This is a genomic window from Veillonella montpellierensis DSM 17217 (assembly GCF_000426745.1).
In the GTDB taxonomy this organism is placed as follows: Bacteria; Bacillota; Negativicutes; order Veillonellales; family Veillonellaceae; genus Veillonella; species Veillonella montpellierensis.
In genome coordinates, this window is sequence record NZ_AUFY01000007.1 from 62,396 (window position 1) to 81,024 (window position 18,629).

Sequence of the window (18,629 nt, forward strand, 5' to 3'; positions counted from 1 at the left end):
AGCGTTATATGATACTAACAAATAAGAAGTGGCGTTGGTGGGGATGTATTGCTCTATTGGTAGTAATTTTTTCTTGTTGTCATGGCATGGGACAAGCGGCGATTCCTGCTAAACCTAGTGCGGGCACTTATGTGGTCGATCAAGCACAAGTGCTATCAGAAACAACGAAACAAACTATCAATGCCATGGCGGCTGAACTTGATGAGAAAACATCGGCACAAGTGGCCGTTGTTACAGTTGACTCATTGGACGGACATACAGCAGATGACTATGCACTGTCTATATTGCGTGATTGGGGCGTAGGCACTAAGAAAGATAACAACGGGTTAGTATTCTTGTTAGCACCTAAGGATAAACGCGTGTATATTAGCGTTGGATATGGATTAGAAGGAATACTTAATGATGCGAAGGCTGGACAAATTATCGATGACTATGGGCTAGCTTTATTTAAAAACAATAAATTTGATGCAGGCACGTTAGCCGTGTCAAAAGTATTGATGTCAGTGATTGCTCAAGATAAAGGCGTTGATTTGACGGGTCATGTAAAAGTTAATAAGAAATATATGGCATCGCCACAGGCACAGCCTCTTTCCATATGGGAACTGCTGATAGGTGGACTCATCGTTGGGTGTTTAGTAGTGGTTGACTTTAAATTCTTTGGCGGTACCATAACGTACTTAATTATTTCCCTCATACTATCTGGCAGAGGCGGTGGCTCTAATCGTGGGTCTGGTCGAGGTTTTGGCGGCGGATCCGGTGGTGGCGGTGGCGCTGGCCGTGGATGGTAACCATGATAGATTATTTTGCACTAGGTATACAGAATAGAATATGAAAAAAACATTAATATGGGTATATATAACCAATGATTGCCCGTATAACAGGTAAATAGAATAGAATATTCGTAAAAGGCATATTCAAATTCATATAAATATATGTATAAAGTATTGGAAAATTTCGATATTATTGTTATACTAAGGTTAGATAGTAAATAGTTTATAAAAGTACTTAGATAAGTATCTTTAGGATATGTTATATGGATGAAGGGAGTTCCTATTATGAAAAAGTACGTATGTGTCGTATGTGGTTGGGTATATGATCCAGAAGTAGAAGGTATGGCTTTTGAAGATCAACCAGATGATTATGTTTGCCCATTATGCGGGGTTGGCAAAGATCAATTTGAAGAAATGTAATCGAAAAAGCTGCTAGAGATTTTCTCTAGCAGCTTTTTAATGGCGTATATTGACAAATAGACGCTTAATCGATATAATATCATAGTCGAGGTAAAAATTATGAAACTGCAAGTAGAGCAAGCAAAAGAACATATGGGAAAGAAATTTCCTTATAGTTATACAGAACCAGCTATTGTGCTTGGGGATGTAACTGCTTTTCCTTGGAGCGGTCATGATATAACCATTAGTGGTGAGTTTTGGTATGATGGTCAGAACTATATTGTTACTGGTACAGTAGGCACTGTAGGCACCTATGAATGCACTCGCTGTTTAACACCGGTGGAACATAGAGCTACAGTCCCTTATGAAGAAGTATTTGTTCCTTTTTCAAAAGAAATAAGAGGTATTAGTGCTGATGTAGAGGCCACTTCATTTGATGGAGAATGCATTGATTTAACAGAACTCATACGGGATACATTAATCATCAATGAACCCTCTCAAGTGTTATGTCAGGATGATTGCAAAGGATTGTGCGTTCATTGCGGAGCAAATTTAAATGTTTCACCTTGTTCTTGTGAATCCTTTGTGGTAGATCCTCGATTGGCAGTGTTACGAACATTGCTTGATACAGATGATGATTAATTTAACCTAATGATTATGTTAAGGAGGTGCAGATAATGGCAGTACCAAAACGTAGATTATCAAAATGTCGTCGCGACCGTCGTCGTGCTAACTGGAAATTGGAAGCTCCTGGTTACGTAGCTTGTCCACAATGCCACGAACCAATGATGCCTCATCGAGTTTGCCCTACATGTGGCTATTATAAAGGAACTCAAGTAGTTGCTAAAGCGTAATACGCCGATATGTATAATCCTTGTAAGCATAGTGCTTACAAGGATTTTTTGCATACTATCGTTGTATGAGTCGTAGCATATCTCGTATACTCTGTAAGAGACAAGAAAATTGATGAGAAGTATTATTTTCACAGCATGCACATTCGTTATACTTTGGGGAATGGATGATATATGTTTTGTAGAGAAACCTTATTATATTGGCTTGTTATAGAAAGGAATAAAAATGAATAAAATAAAAGAGGCTCGCTTAAAAGCGAGTCTCACAATCAGAACAACAGCTGAAAGCTTAGGTATCCCCCAACGCACATATGAATCGTGGGGGGCAACGTAAGCCTACAGAATATGTTTTACGTCATCTTTTAGATGACATAGAAAAGTTAGGAGAAAAAAGGACTATCGAATATGATAGTCCTTTTTTTGATGGCAAAAACTAATTGTATTATATTGATATTTAGTGAATGAATTTTAAATATTGAATTTTGGCCATTAAGTTATTTTAAATAGTTTTATTACATTTTAATGAAATTGGGTTTTACAGTAAAATATATTCAACATATGAGAAAGAGAAAAATATGTTATACTTGATAACTGAAGAAAGTTAGCGATAGATAATAATTATTCATGGTACTTTATCATTGTGGCTTTGAATATATAATGCATTTATATGATTGGATTGGACAGCATAGTGTGATTCGACCATTTTTATTGTATAAACTACAAATAAGTAATCTCTATGACCTGTGAAACAATTCTAATAAAAAGCCTGCCTTGTACATTGCACAAGGCAGGCTTTTGTATGTTTTGTAAATAAGATTAGTATTTTTTTATTATGGATGTATGGGTATGAGATATATGTATTTTAATTAATAGATTTTTATATGATTTATCTATTAACCCTGTGTACTATTTATCAAGTGGGAAGATTAGTAGGAACATATCAACTGATAATAGATCGTAAGAGATTCTATTGATGAAGATAGCTAGTAATTTCAAGATTTATAGAAAGAATGTGTGGATTGAGTCAATTTTTCTAATACGGATGTTTTATCAGAACTTCCATTCAGCACCAATATTCCATTGATATCCATCTAAATAAATATCTTTCACTTTTTTGTTTAAGATATTATCAATGCCAGCATATATAGAAAAATTAGTATTGAATTTTTTGTATACGGATAGATTTAAGGTATTATAGCTATATTGATTATTGTTATAAATATAGTTGCTATAGATTTCATTCCACAATACGGCATGTGTTCCTTGTTTTTTTAGATTATCGTACTCTAGCATAATTTTTGTTAGATGACGTACACGGTTATCTAGTCGCTCGTGCGTATTTTTATTGATAGCGTCAATAAAGTTATGAGTGAATTTTATGGTCCAATGTGGATCTAAGTGGCGACCAACCATAAATTCTAAGCCGTTTATTTGAGCTTTTTCAATATTTTGATATTGATAAACAAGATGAGGCCGTCTCATTGGAGGACGAGCAGGTGAAGAAGGTTGATTTGGAGTACCGTGAGGCATTCCTGTTGAAGGATGAGCAGAAGAAGAGTCTGGTTGTGCTGCGATTAGATTAGTTATTAAATTGTTGTAATAGGTAATCTTACCAAAGCTTTTCCCACGATCTTCTTCAATGCTGAAATCAAAGCTACGAGATTTTTCAGGATTTAAATTTTCGTTCCCAAGAATAGTAACAAATCCATGATCCCAATTCATATATAGTTCACTAATGCTTGGAGCCTTATAGCCATAGCCATAATTTGCTTTGAATCGCGTGTGAGGAGTTATAGTATATGTGATGCCTAATTTGGAGGTAGCGTTGCTACCAAATTGACTATTGTAATCAAAACGAACAGATGGAGTCACAAATAATTTAGAGTTAATGTGCCACATATCTTCAATATAGGCTGCTAATGTAGTAATAGTATGTTTTTTTAGCAAGCCTCGTATTTTTGAAACACGGGTACCTTTGTAAGTACTAGTTTGAATATTTCCACCTGCAGTAATCGTATGCTTATCGTTTACATAGGATGTATTTTTTCCTTCTAAAGCCCAAGTATAATAATTGGCATAATCAATATCGTTAGGATAGAAAATATCTTTTTTTATATCATTCGTATATTTAGTTTCTTTATCCATTTGATTAAAATAAGTTTGAATCTGATAATCGTTATTTTTAGTTTTTCCTGTATAAGTGACATCAAAACTATAACCATTATTATGGAAGATATTAGCGTAATTCTTCTTAGAGTATTTGTTGGTAGATTTTGTTTTAACGTCAGCAAATGTGGTTTTCATTCGCTCTGTAAAATAATTATATCCAACTCGCAACTTATTTTTATTAGTGTTTTGTAAGTCATAAATGAGATCTAGATTATAATAACGTTGTTGTCCAAAATAATGTTGATCATAACCTTCAAATACTTTGATTGTTTTCATAGGTCCATGTGCTTCTTCTACTTCTCCAGATGCATCATGTTTTTGAGGTCTAACATTAGTCAGACGCGTATTGAAAGAAAGTTGCCAAGGTCCAACCTTTCCTGTAGTATAACCAAACGCTAGATTCTGATTGTCTGACCCGGTAGAAATATTAAACCGCGTTTGTTCTGTATGTGGGATTTTAGTGATTATATTAATAACACCACCCATTGCATCTGAACCATAGAGAGAACTGGAAGGTCCACGTACAATTTCGATGCGATCAATGATATCTATATTATTGCGATTCAAGGCGTATACATTGGTGGTAGAGCCGCTATCTTCGCCAGCAATACGTTTACCATCTACTAATAGTAGCGTATGCCTGGTGTCAAGTCCACGAATCATTACTTGATTACCGGTCATCCCTGCTTTTGTGACACTAATGTTATCAGCCATACGTAATGCTTGCCTTACGTCGGTGGCTGAAAATGTATGAATTTTCTCTTGGTCGATTGTTTCTACAGCTTGCGGAACGATTTTGGCTAATTGTTCTGTTCTATTAGCGGTTACAACAATACTATTTAATTGATGGTTGTTTGGTGTAACACTATCCATAGCAGATACTGAAGATGTATAACAAATGGAAGTACCAAGGGCCATAAAAATGCCAGCGTGAAGTATTCTTTTTTTAGACTTATAAGATAAATAATTCATTTTTTACATCCTTTCTATGATAGAAAAATAAGTTATGGAATGTCTATACTTATAAACATAGATTGGAACTGTGATAGTGAATACTTACAATATTGCAATTTTCTATATATACTACATACTTTAATCTTGTTTTGTTAAATACTTATTAGTATAGTTGATAGTAATGCTTATTATATAGTTGTCACCTTATGGTATACTTTCGAGATAGATTATATTATAAGAAGATTTTTTTATAGTTTGTAAATACCTGATTTGGATAGGCAATTTATATAATTTCATAAGGAATACAAACTGGATAGGATATATCTTTTTGCTGTCGCCATAGAATATCTACTCGCAACCCAAACCACTTGGCAATGGCATCTTCTGTTATGAGTGTGGAGGGAGGACCATCTCCAACGATTGTGCCATCCTTGATAGCAATAATGCGATGACTATATTTACATGCTAAGTTTAAGTCGTGTAAGACCATGATAATGGAAATGTTTCTCTTTTTATAGGTTGATTCGATTAGTTTCATTAGTGCTAGTTGATGATATCCATCTAAATATGTAGTAGGTTCATCTAGTAACAGTATCTGAGGTTCTTGAGCTAAACTTAGGGCTAGCCATACTCTTTGTCGTTCGCCACCAGATAATGAGTATAGAGGAGTGTGGCGATACTGAAATACATCTGTTGCACGCATGGCATTATAGATAATCTCTATATCTGCATCATTTATATTTTTGAAAAAGGGTTTATATGGATTGCGTCCCATGGTTACTAATTGCTCTACTGTCATATCTTCAGGTGCTAGTGTTATTTGTGGTAGCAATGCAATTTTTCTTGCTACTTGTTTAGAAGATTCTCGATAAATGTCTCTTTCGTCCAGTAAGACAGTACCACTGTGAGGTTTTAGTAACCGTGCCATTGATTTTAAAAGAGTGGATTTTCCTGAACCGTTAGGACCAATAATTGAAACGATTTCTGGCTTAGTAAATGTTAGTGTTAAATTCTGGAGTACTACTTTTTTGTTGTAGGTAGCAATTAGTTCGTTAATTTCTAGTTTTGTACTCATCGTTTTCCTACTCCTTTTAGTAAATATAAGAAAAAGGGGGCCCCTAGAAAACTCATTAATATGCCAACTGGAATTTCTGCAGGAGGCATGATTAATCTTGCAAAAGTATCAGCAAAAATAATTAATACACCGCCTAATATTGTAGTGGTGGGTAAAAGATAACGATAGTCTGAACCAACTAGTAATCTCGTTACATGTGGGACAATTAACCCAACAAATCCTAGCATTCCAGCCACACTGACTGCAGAGGCGGATAACAGTCCTGCTAATATGAGCAATATGAGCCTAGCACGCTCCACATGTAACCCTAATGTTTTTGATACTTCGTCACCAAGATTTAGTAGCGTTAATGATTGAATAGAGAACATAGAAGCAATAATACCAATAATAGTATAGGGTAAGATTAGCCAAATATCATTCCAACTTCGGCCTACAAAACCACCAGCCATCCAACTAACAGTACCCTGAATACGATCCGGGAAAAATACAGCTAGAATTGTATTAAATCCCCCTAAAAATGTGGCGACTGCAACACCAGCTAAAATTAAGCGTAATGGATTTAAACCACCTTGCCAAGAAATACCATATACTAAAAAAGCTGCTAGTATAGCACCTAAAAAAGCACCTATGGGGACTAAGGATACAAAAGAAGGAAATAGAATCATAATAACCATAGCAGCTAAACCAGCGCCCGAAGTAATTCCAATGATTCCTGGATCAGCAAGTGGGTTTCTTAAAATACCTTGTAAAATACATCCTGCTAATGCTAAATTCATGCCTGTTAAAAATCCGATAATGATGCGAGGTAGTCGTATATTATAGAGAACCTGTGCAGTTTTTGGAGAATCTCCATATATTATTATGTTATATAGATCGGTCCATGAAATAGAAATAGCACCTAATTTTATACTTAAAATTAAGCCTAGCATAAAAAGAAAAATTAATATAGGAAACATAAGTACAGAAGTTTTCTTTGTGCTAAGGCCATAGTCAACATAGCAAGTAGCCCTCTTTTTATAAGATTGTTTTTTCTTAGATCTTTTAGTGTCATATATATTATTATTTTTCATACAATACCTTTTCTGCTGCCCACATTACTTCATCCATTCTTGCGGTTGTAACAAATGTAAATAAGTTGCTTGGGAGTACTTTGAAATTTCCTTTTTGAACTGCTGGAATATTATTCCACGCAGGAGTGCGAAATGCATTTTTAAAGTTGTCAATTTCCTGTTTAGAGTTCCCGTAAACAACTAGATACACTTCATCACAATCTAATAATGCCATCGTTTCTAAGTTTAAAGGAATGAATCCAGACATGATATCGTTGGATTGGGAGGGTTTATTTTTATTGAGTATAAATTGATCAGCCACATTTTCGGCACCAATTTGCTTAAATAAATCACCTATATATGTATTAGATGTTGCTAATTGATAACTAGTAGGACTACCAAAAACAATTATTATTTTTTTCTTTGGTGTATCTTTGTGTTTACTCTGAATATTCTTTAAAACTTTCTGATAATGCGTAACTAATGATTGTGCTTTTTCCGTATATCCCGTTATGTATCCTACGGTGAGAATATGATTAAAACTGTCATTTAAACTATTAGACACATGGAAGATAGTAGGAATATTGTTGGCTTGAAAAATGGGTTTTGCTGCTGTTTGAAATGGAAGGTTAACTCCTAGTAATAAATCTGGATCTGATTGGATAATTTTTTCTATATTGGGAGTTATAGCCGTATTCATGACATTTCGCTTATTAATTTCTTTTTGCACAGAATTAGGTAATTCTTTAGAGTTAACTAGTCCTACAGGTTCGATACCTAAAGCAAGCAATAATTCACTATCTGATGAAGAAATAGCCACTATACGTTTAGTAGGAATATTAACTGTAATGGATCCATTATAGTTGTCCGAAATAGTCGTAATTGTAGTTGCATTTGTTTTGCTCTGAGAATTAGAATGACTTATATTTTGATAATATAGAGAACAAAGGCCTAAAAAAAAAGTGAGGATAGCTAAACAAAGCATTTGCTGATTCATAATAGGCTCCTGTGAGTATTGGAAATAGAATTAAATAATGATAAATTTTATCATTTACAGATAATTATATTTTAATATGAGGAATATGTCTAGATTTTGTTATATTGATTATTAATAGGGCATGATCAATGTATATCTTACTGAAATATATAGAAAATATTAAAAATTATAAAAGTAAAATAGTATCTAGTAAGTGAAAAGAAAAGTTAAATTAATTTACATATAGATTGAGGTAGACTATATATAAGTCCAATTTTTTGATAGGCTTAAATAAAAACTTGTTGATACGTATTATATTCTTTTATTAATTTAGAGATATAAAAAATTTATTATAGTACAATTCTTGTGACTTGCCTTATTCTCAAAATTTTGTTATAGTAAGTAGGAAGTATTATTACTAGGTCATAAAAGGTGGTCTCATGAGTCGGTTAAAAAAACAAGAGCGACAACAGCTGTTAATTGAAAAACTAAATACAGTGCCTTTTGTTACAGATGAAGAGTTAGCAAATACATTTAACGTCAGTGTGCCAACAATTCGTTTGGACCGATTGGAATTAGGGATTCCCGAATTGCGTGAGCGGATTAAAGCTATGGCTCAGGAACATACCGTCGGTTCAACGTTGGCTAACCATGCAGAAGTGGTTGGTGATCTTGTAGACTTGATAGAAGGCGAACAAGGATTATCCATATTAAGAACAACAGACAGTATGCTAGATCAATCAGGCTATATTGATCCTCAATACTTGTTTGCTCAGGCTAATTCGTTGGCTAAAGTGGTAATGGGAGTGCCATCTGCTGTAGCAGGCGTAGGTAATATTAAGCAAAAAACGCTTGTGAAAGCAAATTGTAATTTAGTAGCTAAAGCAGAAGTGGTTCGGCGACGAGGTACTAAATACTTTATATGGGTTACCATTAAAAATCGAGTGAAAGAAGTCTTTAGAGCTAAATTTATTATGGAGTCCGTAGAAATTAAGGTGTAAGAATATGAAAATAGCAGTAGATGCAATGGGTGGAGATTTTGCACCCTTAGAAACCGTACGAGGTGCTATTGCAGCAGTGAGTGAACAGGATGATATTCATGTGGTCCTCGTGGGGAATGAAAAACAGATTTTCGAAATCTTAGAAGCAGAAGGCGAACGAAATAATAGCAGATTGTCAGTACATCATGCTAGCGAAGTTATAGAAATGGACGAGCATCCTGGAGTCGCATTGCGTAAGAAAAAAGATTCTTCAATAGTAGTGGCTACATCGTTGGTTAAAAATAAAGTGTGTGATGCGGTGGTGGCACCTGGAAGTACTGGAGCTGCTGTAGCAGCAGCACTGTTTGGATTAGGACGCATTAAAGGCATTGATAGACCTACAATTGCTACACCGATTCCTACGAGGAAGGGCATTACCGTTATGTTAGATTCTGGTGCTAATGCGAATAGCAAACCTAAACATTTAATTCAAGGGGCTATTATGGGTACCGAATATGCTAAATTATTGCTTGGTAAAGATAATCCCACTGTAGGACTATTAAATATAGGAGAAGAATCTACTAAAGGCAATGATGTGGTGTTAAGTACCTATCCTGTGTTAGAAAATATGAAGAGTATTAATTTCTATGGCAATGTGGAAGGACGGGACATTCCAAAAGGCACTGTTGATGTAGTTGTATGCGATGGCTTTGTGGGAAATGTAGTCCTTAAATTTGCAGAAGGCTTAATTACGCAATGTGTGGAATTGATTAAAGATGCTATTATGTCTGGTGGTATTTTTGCTAAATTGGGCGCATTGATGGTTAAGCCGGCTTTAAAAAAACTAGCGAAACGATTAGATTATACAGAAAATGGCGGAGCTCCTTTGTTAGGCGTTAATGGCGTTTTCCTAATCTCTCATGGTAGTTCGAAAGCGAAAGAAATTAAAACGGCTATAACGATTGGTAATGATTTAGTAAAACGTAAAATTATTGAGCATATCGCTGATCGTATCGGTAAAGAAGGAGCAAATGATAATGAGTATGCTGAGTAAATCAATTGGCATTATAGGAACGGGCCATTTTGTGCCTGATAATGTAGTGACAAATTTTGATTTAGAAAAAATGGTAGATACGACGGATGAATGGATTCGTACACGTACAGGCATTAAAGAACGACGTATTGCTCCTGAAGGAATGAATACATCGGATATGGCTACAGAGGCTGCAAAGCGTGCGTTAGAACGTGCCCATATGACAGCGGACGATTTAGATATGATTATTGTAGCTACACTGACGAGTGACATGTCGATTCCTTCTTGTGCTTGTTTAGTACAGGCTAATTTAGGAGCTACAAAAGCGGCTGCCTATGATTTACATGCAGCATGTTCTGGCTTTGTATATGGATTGATTACAGCTGCTAGTTATATCAATACAGGCGTTTGTAAAAATGTATTGATCATTGGTGCCGAAATTCTATCGCGTGTAGTGAATTGGAAAGATCGAAGTACATGCGTTCTCTTTGGTGATGGCGCTGGTGCTGCGGTGGTATCTGCTGTTGATGAAGGCTATGGAATTAAAGGCGTCGATTTTGGTTCTGATGGCGCTGGTGGTATGGCTTTATGCATCCCTTCAAGTGGTACTAAACTGATGCCTAATGATCAACGAATTGAGGAAGGCTTAACGTTTATTCATATGGAAGGCCCTGAAGTTTATAAATTTGCCGTTAAAACAATGGGAAAAACAGTGTTGACGTCGTTAGATAAAGCAGGGATGGCATTGGAAGAACTTGATTATTTTATTCCACATCAAGCGAATAAACGAATTATCGACTCTGCTGCGCACAAACTAAAATTACCAGCAGATAAGGTATTTGTAAATTTGCCTAAGTATGGAAATACATCTGGCGCATCGGTGGGGATTGCTCTTGACGAAGCGGTACGGAGTGGATTAATAAAAACAGGTGATAATGTGGCATTAGCTGGCTTTGGTGCTGGATTAACATGGGCTAGTTTAGTTATGAAATGGTGTTAAGGAGGAACAATAATGATTAAAACTGATATTTGTGATTTATTACAAATAGAATATCCTATATTGCAAGGCGGTATGGCTTGGATTGGCACAGCGGAATTAGCAGCAGCTGTCTCTGAAGCAGGTGGTCTTGGCATTATCGGTGCCGGTCATATGCCTCCTGACGTGTTTCGTAATGAAATCCATAAATTAAAAGAACGTACGAGCAAACCATTTGGTTGTAACATCATGTTGATGTCCCCTTTTGTAAAGGAAGTTATGCAAGTTGTATTGGATGAACGAGTTCCAGTAGTAACTACTGGTGCAGGCAATCCGAGTACCTATGTACCAGCTTTAAAAGATATTGGTAGTAAAGTTATACCTGTTGTGGCATCGCCTCTATTAGCAAAGCGTTTGTTGCGTGGTGGTATTGATGCAGTTATTGCAGAAGGTACTGAATCGGGCGGACACGTAGGAGAAATTACCACTATGTGTTTGTTACCACAAGTATTAGATGCAGTGAATGTACCTGTTATAGCAGCTGGCGGTATTGCTGATGGACGAGGTATGGCAGCAGCTTTGACAATTGGTGCTCAAGCTGTACAAATGGGAACGCGTTTTGTACTTTCAGAAGAATGTATTGCTCATAGTAACTATAAAGAAGCCGTGTTGAAAGCAAAAGATCGTTCTACCATTGTTACCGGATTAACAACAGGTCATCCTGTACGTATTTTACAAAATGCCTTAGCACATCAATATCAAAGCTTAGAATTCAGTGGTGCGCCTAAAGAAGCATTAGAAAATTTGGGAACAGGCACACTTCGCGCAGCGGCTATTGATGGCAATGTTAAAGATGGTTCTGTGATGATTGGTCAAATTTCTGGCATGTTGCAAGATATTAAACCATGTAAGGCAATTATTCAAGATATTATGAGAGAAACAGAAATGGTTCTTTCTAAGGCACAATCATTAATACGATAATCGCTATAAAGGAGTTATATTATGAAAACAGCATTTGTGTTTCCAGGACAGGGATCCCAAAAAGTTGGTATGATGCAGGACTTATATAATGCGTATCCGATTGTAAAACAACGATTTGAAGAAGCTGATGAAGCATTAGGTTATTCTATTACAAAGCTATGCTTTGAAGGACCGGACACAGAACTTGTGAAGACTGCTAATACACAACCAGCTATTTTAACAGCGAGTGTAGCCTGTTATGAAGTGTTAAAAGAGAAAGGCTATACACCTGATATTGTCGGGGGACATAGCTTGGGCGAATATAGTGCCCTAGTAGCAGCAGGCGTACTAGATTTTAAAGATGCCGTATATTTAGTTCATAAACGTGGTCAATATATGCAGGAAGCGGTACCATTAGGAGAAGGTTCCATGGCTGCAATTTTAGCATTGCCTCGGGAAAAAGTTATTGCTATATGTGCTGAAGTTGATGCAACAGTAGGATCGGTACAAGCAGTTAACTTTAATTGCCCTGGTCAAATTGTTATTGCGGGCGCAACGAAAGCTGTAGAAATAGCAGCAGAAAAAATGAAAGCTGCCGGTGCTAAACGCGCCGTTATTCTACCAGTCAGTGCACCATTCCATAGTCGATTAATGGAACCAGCAGCACTTCGTTTAGAAGAAGAATTAAATACAATTACAATACATGATGCACAGATACCTGTTGTGGCTAATGTGACAGCCTCTATTTTGACAAAAGGCGCTGATATTAAGAAGTCTTTGGTAGTGCAAGCTGCACATCCTGTATTGTGGGAAGATTGTGTAATGCAGATGGTTAACTATGGTGTGGAAGTGTTCGTAGAAGTAGGACCAGGCAAGGTGTTAACTGGTTTCACTAAGAAAATTAATAAAGCTATGCAACTATCCAATGTGGAAGATATTGCATCATTAGATAAAACTCTTGAATTTTTAGAAGGGGTTCGATAAAATGCATTTAGAAGGTAAAGTAGCTCTTGTTACAGGAGCATCTCGTGGTATAGGTCGTGCCGTAGCCATTGGTATGGCTAGAAATGGAGCCGATGTGATTGTCAACTATAGTGGGAATGTAGAAGCTGCTCAAGAAACAGTGGATGCGATTACAGCACTAGGACGCAAGGCACTTATGATTAAGGCTAATGTGGCGAATCCTGAAGAAGTAGCAGCTATGGTTGAAATGGGTCATACAGAGTTTGGCCATATTGATATACTCGTAAACAATGCAGGAATTACTCGTGACGGCTTGCTTATGCGTATGAAAGATGAAGATTTTGACGATGTTATCGATATTAATTTGAAAGGTGTTTATTTAGTTACTAAAGCAGTTTCTAAGATCATGATGAAACAACGCTCCGGTTCGATTGTCAATATGACATCAGTAGTTGGCGTCATGGGTAATGCGGGGCAGACTAATTATGCTGCTTCTAAAGCAGGCGTTATTGGATTTACAAAAGCCTGTGCGAAAGAAATGGCGTCACGTGGTATTCGTGTAAACGCTATTGCACCGGGTTTTATTCATACTGATATGACAGACGTATTATCTGATAAAGTACGTGAAGCTATGATTCATGAAATTCCATTAAAACGCATGGCTGAAGCCGATGAAGTGGCTAATGTAGTCATATTCCTTGCCAGTGACTTAGCAGGCTATGTAACTGGACAAGTGATTAATGTTGATGGTGGCATGGTTATGTAATTCCATCATATAGATACATTCCTATTTGAAAGGAGGTGAACCACCAATGAACACTTTTGATAAAGTTAAAGCGATCGTTGTGGAACAATTAGGCGTTGATGAAGCTGAAGTTACAATAGATTCTACATTTATCGATGATTTAGGCGCTGACTCCTTGGATATCGTTGAATTAATTATGGCATTTGAAGAAGAATTCAACGTTGAAATCCCTGATGATGTTGCTGAAAAAATTAAAACCGTTAAAGATACAGTAGAATACATTGATTCTGCTAAATAAGCTTAGTAGCTTACTCATATACTGGATGGGAGGTTTCGGCCTCCCAAAAGGTTTAGTTAACAGGAGGAATTGATAGTGAAGCTCCCTGAACTTCGCATTGGTAATTTAATTGCGAAAGTGCCTATTATTCAAGGCGGTATGGCGATTAGATTATCTACAGCTCGCTTGGCAGCAGCTGTTGCTAATGAAGGCGGTATTGGCCTTATTGCGGCATCTGGTATGCCGTTTGATGAATTACGATATGAAATACAATTAGCTAGAAAATTATCACCTACGGGGATTATTGGTATAAATGCGATGGTAGCAGCCACTCAATTTGCAGGGCTCGTTAAAACCGCCATCGAAGAAGGCATTGATTTGGTAGTAGCTGGTGCAGGCTTCTCCAGAGATATGTTTGCAATGGGTAGAGAATCTGGTACACCAATTGTGCCAATTGTTTCCTCTGCTAAATTGGCAAGAATTTCTGAAGGATTGGGTGCTTCTGCAGTGATTGTAGAGGGCAGCGAAGCGGGTGGTCATTTAGGTACTGACCGCTCCTCAAGAGATATTGTGCCAGAAGTAGTGGCAGCAGTGAAAAAAATTCCAGTTATTGGTGCTGGTGGCGTACTAGAAGGTAAAGACATTGTAGAAATGATGAAATTGGGAGCAAACGGTGTACAAATGGGTAGTCGTTTTGCTGCTAGTGAAGAATGTAATGCATCGGATGAATTAAAAAAGATGTATGTACGTGCTACAGAACCAGAAGATATAGTGTTAATTCAGAGTCCTGTGGGATTACCTGGACAAGCCATTAACAATAAATTTGCTCAATCTGTTTTAGATGGTACAGTACCGCCACCTACAGTGTGCGATAACTGTTTAAAACATTGTTCACATAAATTTTGTATTATTCGTGCTTTATCTCGTGCACAACAAGGTGATGTTGAAACGGGTCTAGTATTTTCTGGTAATAATATGCGTAAAGTAGAGAAAATATTATCAGTGAAAGATATTTTTGCAAAATTATTAAAAGAAGTTGCTGAAATTGATTAATATATAGCAATAATTCCTAATTAAGAGGTGGAAGAAGTGAAAAAACGCGTTGTAATTACTGGTTTAGGTGCAATTACACCTGTAGGTAATGGTAAAGAAGCATTTTATAATGCCCTATTAGCTGGTAAATCTGGCATTGGGCGCATTACTCGATTTGATTCGACAAATTTTGCAACACAAATTGCAGGGGAAGTTAAAGATTTTGATGTCACTGACTATGGTATTGATAAAAAAGAAGCTCGTCGAATGGACCGTTGTACAGCATTAGCTGTTGGCGCTGCGGTTATGGCTGTTGAAGATGCAGGACTTGATTTAGAGAGAGAAGACCGCGATCGTTGTGGTACTGTTGTTGGTACTGGTATTGGCGGTATTAACTCCATTCATGAAGTATATAAAACATTATTTGATAAAGGACCAAGTCGTGTTAGTCCATTTGCAGTACCGATGATGATTGCCAACATGGTTTCTGGTCGTGTATCCATTCGCTTAGGATTAAACGGTCCATGTATTACCGATGTAACTGCTTGTGCATCAGGTACTAACTCGATTGGTGATGCATTCCGTGTCATTGCCTATGGTGATGCAGATATTATGATAGCTGGTGGTACAGAAGCAGCTGTGGAAGAAGGCGCTGTAGCTGGCTTTGCTTCTATGAAAGCCATGTCAACACGCAATGATGAACCAGAAAAAGCATCTCGTCCATTCTCGGCAGATCGTGATGGATTTGTTATGGGGGAAGGTGCTGGTATCGTAGTTCTTGAAGAATTAGAACATGCAAAAGCACGAGGCGCTCATATTTATGCGGAAGTGGTTGGCTATGGTAGCAATGCAGATGCGTACCACATTACAGCACCAGCACCAGGCGGAGTGCAAGCTAAAAAATGTATGGCTATGGCCATCAAAGATGCGGGGATAGCACTTGAAGATGTTAACTATATTAACGCACACGGCACATCTACTGGTTTGAATGATAAGAATGAAACATTAGCTATTAAAGATTTATTTGGTGACCATGCGTACCATATCGCGGTTAACTCTACTAAATCTATGACTGGTCATTTACTAGGTGCTGCTGGCGCAATTGAAACTGTAGTAGTTGCTATGGCAATTGAAACAGGCAAAGTACATCCTACTATCAATTTAGAAAATCCAGATCCTGAATTAGACTTAGATTATGTAACAGAAGGTGCTCGTGATTTAGAAGTAACCTGTGCTCTTTCAAATTCTTTCGGATTTGGTGGTCATAATGCGACACTTTGTGTACGTCGCTATGAGGACTAATTGAAGGCCCGGAGAAACCATAAGGCGATGATAGCTCGAGCTCGTGAAGCTGCTCTTCATGAGCTTGTAGTGCGTTTACATCTTCCTGTTACAGATGTTGGTTTATTAGATCGAGCGTTTACTCATACGTCTTATGCGAATGAACATAAGGAACGGTCAGTTCAACATAATGAACGGCTTGAATTCTTAGGAGATGCGGTACTTGATTTAATTATTGGAGAATACTTGTTTAAAACATATCCTCAAATGACTGAGGGTGAACTAACAAAAACAAAAGCGGCTATTGTTTGTGAGTCATCACTAGCGTCTTGTAGTGGTGCTCTAGGCTTTGGCAAGTATTTGTTGTTAGGAAAAGGGGAAGCTACGTCTGGTGGCAGACAACGGGCCTCTATATTAGCAGATACCTTTGAATCTGTAGTTGGGGCCTTATATTTACACACATCCTATAAAGTAGCTACCGAGTTTGTTTTGAGTCATTTGCAAGGATATATTAAACAAGCCATATTAGGCAATTTAGGAAAAGATTTCAAAACATTATTGCAAGAATTTGTACAACAAGATGGGGAGAAACATATTCAGTATTCCCTAGTTGGAGAATCAGGACCGGATCATGATAAAGTATTTCTAATGGAAGTGTGCATTGATGGCATTTCTTACGGCAGTGGATCTGGTAAAAATAAAAAAGAAGCTGAGCAACATGCAGCACAAGAAGCATTAGAGCATATAAAAAACTCAACCATATAGTAGTAAATCATACAATTTGCATGTATATTATGGATATTTCATAGAATAAGTACAATAGTATAGAGAAAATATATGAGGTGGCATACGTATCATGTTACCTCATTTTTTATTGTAGGCCTCTATTAGGCTAGATGCTCTATATGGCGTGTAGCGATATAGGGATCAGTGTATAGATAGGGGATAGATGAATTATGAAAGTAGTAGTCGATAATGAAAGATATAGTAAAGGACTTTGATAGGAGTCAACCTATAGTAGAAAAGAATAGTGTAAGAAATAAGAAAAATAAGCATAAAATTATTCCGTTTTTTATTCCTCATATTGGATGTCCACACATTTGTGTGTTTTGCAATCAGCCTCATATTACAGGACAATCTATGCCAGTTAAGGCGTCTATGATCGCACAAGTGATAGAAGAATATGTCACATCAATAAAGACGGATACGCATTGGGAAGTGGCCTTTTTCGGAGGGAGTTTTTCTGCCATTCCGCGGTCGATACAAAAAGAATTGTTAACACCTGCATACGCTGCTTGGAAAGAAGGCTTGATTGATGCAATTCGTTGCTCTACCCGTCCTGATGCAGTAGATGATGAAGAACTTGATTTTTTATATATGCATGGATTGAGGACTGTTGAATTAGGTGTACAGTCGATGGATGATGAGATATTAGTACGGTCAAAACGTGGGCATACGAGTGAACAAGTAAAAGAGGCAGTACAACGCCTACGGCAACGAGGATTTCAAGTAGGATTGCAATTATTACCAGGACTACCTGGAGAAACGTGGACTACGCTCATTCGTACAGCCGTTGCCATTTCCGCATTACAACCAGATTTTGTGAGAATATATCCCGTGTTAGTCATTGAACATACAGAATTGGCAGATATGTATAGAGCAGGATCCTATACACCACTATCTATAAAAGAAGCAGTGGCCTATAGTGCTTTTTTAAAGTCTTGGTTTGAAATGCATCACATTCGAGTAATTAGAACAGGATTACAAAGCACGGAAGACTTGGATGCAGGAACTCATTTAGTAGCAGGACCCTATGAACCAGCCATGGGTGAATTAGTGATTAATCAGCAATGGAAAGAGAGACTGTTACAATGTATAGACCAGTATATGGAGGTATATAATGATAGACCACGTACTATTACTATCGGGTATCCTAGTCGATTGACATCGCAAGTTCGTGGTGTAGGACGGAAGAATATGATAGAATTACAAGCCAAATATCCAACCGTACAATGGGTGTGGCGAGAAACAGATGTGTGTCACTTGGATCGTATGATTACCTGTACGATTGATGGGAGTACCTATATATTGCATCGTTTTATGCTATAATTAAAGGATAGAAAGTATTCGTTATAATAA

The 18,629-nt window shown here is 37.1% G+C and carries 19 protein-coding genes; 15 read left to right on the forward strand and 4 right to left on the reverse strand.

Annotated elements, in window-relative coordinates; translation table 11 throughout:
- Nucleotides 1-8 precede the first annotated feature (8 nt).
- From K357_RS0103475 to rpmF, 4 genes are all read left to right on the forward strand, one after another.
- Nucleotides 9-788: a TPM domain-containing protein gene (locus K357_RS0103475; protein ID WP_051212051.1), complete on the forward strand. Its 780-nt coding sequence runs from the start codon at nt 9-11 to the stop codon at nt 786-788.
- Nucleotides 789-1,055: 267 nt separating this feature from the next.
- On the forward strand, nt 1,056-1,190 hold the full coding sequence (locus K357_RS0103480; RefSeq protein WP_028257476.1) for a rubredoxin: 135 nt from the start codon (nt 1,056-1,058) through the stop codon (nt 1,188-1,190).
- 99 nt (nt 1,191-1,289) lie between these two features.
- On the forward strand, nt 1,290-1,811 hold the full coding sequence (locus tag K357_RS0103485) for a YceD family protein (protein WP_028257477.1): 522 nt from the start codon (nt 1,290-1,292) through the stop codon (nt 1,809-1,811).
- Between the two features lie 35 nt (nt 1,812-1,846).
- Complete coding sequence (gene rpmF, locus K357_RS0103490) at nt 1,847-2,023, forward strand: 50S ribosomal protein L32 (protein ID WP_028257478.1); 177 nt, start codon at nt 1,847-1,849, stop codon at nt 2,021-2,023.
- A gap of 1,047 nt (nt 2,024-3,070) precedes the next feature.
- On the opposite strand, the gene K357_RS0103495 is transcribed toward rpmF, so the two are convergent.
- From K357_RS0103495 to K357_RS08705, 4 genes are all read right to left on the reverse strand, one after another.
- Nucleotides 3,071-5,161: a TonB-dependent receptor plug domain-containing protein gene (locus K357_RS0103495; RefSeq protein ID WP_028257479.1), complete on the reverse strand. Its 2,091-nt coding sequence runs from the start codon at nt 5,159-5,161 to the stop codon at nt 3,071-3,073.
- Nucleotides 5,162-5,426: 265 nt separating this feature from the next.
- The gene (locus tag K357_RS0103500) at nt 5,427-6,218 is read right to left on the reverse strand and encodes an ABC transporter ATP-binding protein (RefSeq protein ID WP_028257480.1); all 792 of its coding nucleotides are present in this window, start codon (nt 6,216-6,218) and stop codon (nt 5,427-5,429) included.
- Nucleotides 6,215-7,288: a FecCD family ABC transporter permease gene (locus K357_RS08700; protein ID WP_081658389.1), complete on the reverse strand. Its 1,074-nt coding sequence runs from the start codon at nt 7,286-7,288 to the stop codon at nt 6,215-6,217. Before K357_RS08700 ends, K357_RS0103500 begins: the two co-directional genes overlap by 4 nt.
- Entirely contained in the window at nt 7,278-8,264 is a 987-nt protein-coding gene (locus K357_RS08705) for an ABC transporter substrate-binding protein (RefSeq protein ID WP_051212053.1), read from the reverse strand. Before K357_RS08705 ends, K357_RS08700 begins: the two co-directional genes overlap by 11 nt.
- 419 nt (nt 8,265-8,683) lie before the next feature.
- Here K357_RS08705 and fapR point away from each other — a divergent pair, with 419 nt between their 5' ends.
- The 11 genes from fapR to K357_RS0103565 all read left to right on the forward strand — a co-directional run bounded on the left by fapR (nt 8,684) and on the right by K357_RS0103565 (nt 18,599).
- On the forward strand, nt 8,684-9,244 hold the full coding sequence (gene fapR, locus K357_RS0103515; RefSeq protein ID WP_028257481.1) for a transcription factor FapR: 561 nt from the start codon (nt 8,684-8,686) through the stop codon (nt 9,242-9,244).
- Nucleotides 9,245-9,248: 4 nt separating this feature from the next.
- Complete coding sequence (plsX, locus tag K357_RS0103520) at nt 9,249-10,277, forward strand: phosphate acyltransferase PlsX (RefSeq protein ID WP_028257482.1); 1,029 nt, start codon at nt 9,249-9,251, stop codon at nt 10,275-10,277.
- Entirely contained in the window at nt 10,261-11,256 is a 996-nt protein-coding gene (locus K357_RS0103525; RefSeq protein WP_028257483.1) for a beta-ketoacyl-ACP synthase III, read from the forward strand. Before plsX ends, K357_RS0103525 begins: the two co-directional genes overlap by 17 nt.
- Nucleotides 11,257-11,268: 12 nt before the next feature.
- Nucleotides 11,269-12,213 (forward strand): enoyl-[acyl-carrier-protein] reductase FabK, encoded by a 945-nt coding sequence (gene fabK, locus K357_RS0103530; RefSeq protein ID WP_028257484.1) that lies wholly within the window; start codon nt 11,269-11,271, stop codon nt 12,211-12,213.
- A 21-nt stretch (nt 12,214-12,234) separates the two neighbouring features.
- A complete protein-coding gene (gene fabD, locus K357_RS0103535; protein ID WP_028257485.1) occupies nt 12,235-13,176 on the forward strand; it encodes an ACP S-malonyltransferase in 942 nt (313 codons plus the stop codon).
- Between the two features lies 1 nt (nt 13,177).
- On the forward strand, nt 13,178-13,921 hold the full coding sequence (gene fabG, locus K357_RS0103540; protein ID WP_028257486.1) for a 3-oxoacyl-[acyl-carrier-protein] reductase: 744 nt from the start codon (nt 13,178-13,180) through the stop codon (nt 13,919-13,921).
- A gap of 46 nt (nt 13,922-13,967) precedes the next feature.
- Nucleotides 13,968-14,198: an acyl carrier protein gene (locus K357_RS0103545; RefSeq protein ID WP_004693441.1), complete on the forward strand. Its 231-nt coding sequence runs from the start codon at nt 13,968-13,970 to the stop codon at nt 14,196-14,198.
- A 75-nt stretch (nt 14,199-14,273) separates the two neighbouring features.
- Entirely contained in the window at nt 14,274-15,230 is a 957-nt protein-coding gene (locus tag K357_RS0103550) for an NAD(P)H-dependent flavin oxidoreductase (protein ID WP_028257487.1), read from the forward strand.
- Between the two features lie 36 nt (nt 15,231-15,266).
- Nucleotides 15,267-16,511 carry a beta-ketoacyl-ACP synthase II gene (gene fabF, locus K357_RS0103555; protein ID WP_028257488.1) on the forward strand — a complete coding sequence of 415 codons (1,245 nt, stop codon included), beginning with the start codon at nt 15,267-15,269 and terminating at the stop codon, nt 16,509-16,511.
- Between the two features lie 27 nt (nt 16,512-16,538).
- Complete coding sequence (rnc, locus tag K357_RS0103560; protein ID WP_028257489.1) at nt 16,539-17,255, forward strand: ribonuclease III; 717 nt, start codon at nt 16,539-16,541, stop codon at nt 17,253-17,255.
- A gap of 210 nt (nt 17,256-17,465) precedes the next feature.
- Nucleotides 17,466-18,599 (forward strand): elongator complex protein 3, encoded by a 1,134-nt coding sequence (locus K357_RS0103565; RefSeq protein ID WP_081658390.1) that lies wholly within the window; start codon nt 17,466-17,468, stop codon nt 18,597-18,599.
- Nucleotides 18,600-18,629: the final 30 nt, after the last annotated feature.

Excerpts from the sequence above, each read along its gene's own strand:
- fabG (WP_028257486.1), top strand. The coding sequence starts at position 13,178 with ATGCATTTAGAAGGTAAAGTAGCTCTTGTTACAGGAGCATCTCGTGGT.
- rpmF (WP_028257478.1), top strand. The coding sequence starts at position 1,847 with ATGGCAGTACCAAAACGTAGATTATCAAAATGTCGTCGCGACCGTCGT.
- fabD (WP_028257485.1), top strand. The coding sequence starts at position 12,235 with ATGAAAACAGCATTTGTGTTTCCAGGACAGGGATCCCAAAAAGTTGGT.
- plsX (WP_028257482.1), top strand. The coding sequence starts at position 9,249 with ATGAAAATAGCAGTAGATGCAATGGGTGGAGATTTTGCACCCTTAGAA.
- K357_RS0103480 (WP_028257476.1), top strand. The coding sequence starts at position 1,056 with ATGAAAAAGTACGTATGTGTCGTATGTGGTTGGGTATATGATCCAGAA.
- fabK (WP_028257484.1), top strand. The coding sequence starts at position 11,269 with ATGATTAAAACTGATATTTGTGATTTATTACAAATAGAATATCCTATA.
- K357_RS0103500 (WP_028257480.1), bottom strand. The coding sequence starts at position 6,218 with ATGAGTACAAAACTAGAAATTAACGAACTAATTGCTACCTACAACAAA.
- K357_RS0103495 (WP_028257479.1), bottom strand. The coding sequence starts at position 5,161 with ATGAATTATTTATCTTATAAGTCTAAAAAAAGAATACTTCACGCTGGC.
- rnc (WP_028257489.1), top strand. The coding sequence starts at position 16,539 with ATGATAGCTCGAGCTCGTGAAGCTGCTCTTCATGAGCTTGTAGTGCGT.
- K357_RS0103485 (WP_028257477.1), top strand. The coding sequence starts at position 1,290 with ATGAAACTGCAAGTAGAGCAAGCAAAAGAACATATGGGAAAGAAATTT.
- K357_RS0103525 (WP_028257483.1), top strand. The coding sequence starts at position 10,261 with ATGAGTATGCTGAGTAAATCAATTGGCATTATAGGAACGGGCCATTTT.
- K357_RS08705 (WP_051212053.1), bottom strand. The coding sequence starts at position 8,264 with ATGAATCAGCAAATGCTTTGTTTAGCTATCCTCACTTTTTTTTTAGGC.
- fapR (WP_028257481.1), top strand. The coding sequence starts at position 8,684 with ATGAGTCGGTTAAAAAAACAAGAGCGACAACAGCTGTTAATTGAAAAA.
- K357_RS0103475 (WP_051212051.1), top strand. The coding sequence starts at position 9 with ATGATACTAACAAATAAGAAGTGGCGTTGGTGGGGATGTATTGCTCTA.
- K357_RS0103565 (WP_081658390.1), top strand. The coding sequence starts at position 17,466 with ATGAAAGATATAGTAAAGGACTTTGATAGGAGTCAACCTATAGTAGAA.
- K357_RS08700 (WP_081658389.1), bottom strand. The coding sequence starts at position 7,288 with ATGAAAAATAATAATATATATGACACTAAAAGATCTAAGAAAAAACAA.
- K357_RS0103545 (WP_004693441.1), top strand. The coding sequence starts at position 13,968 with ATGAACACTTTTGATAAAGTTAAAGCGATCGTTGTGGAACAATTAGGC.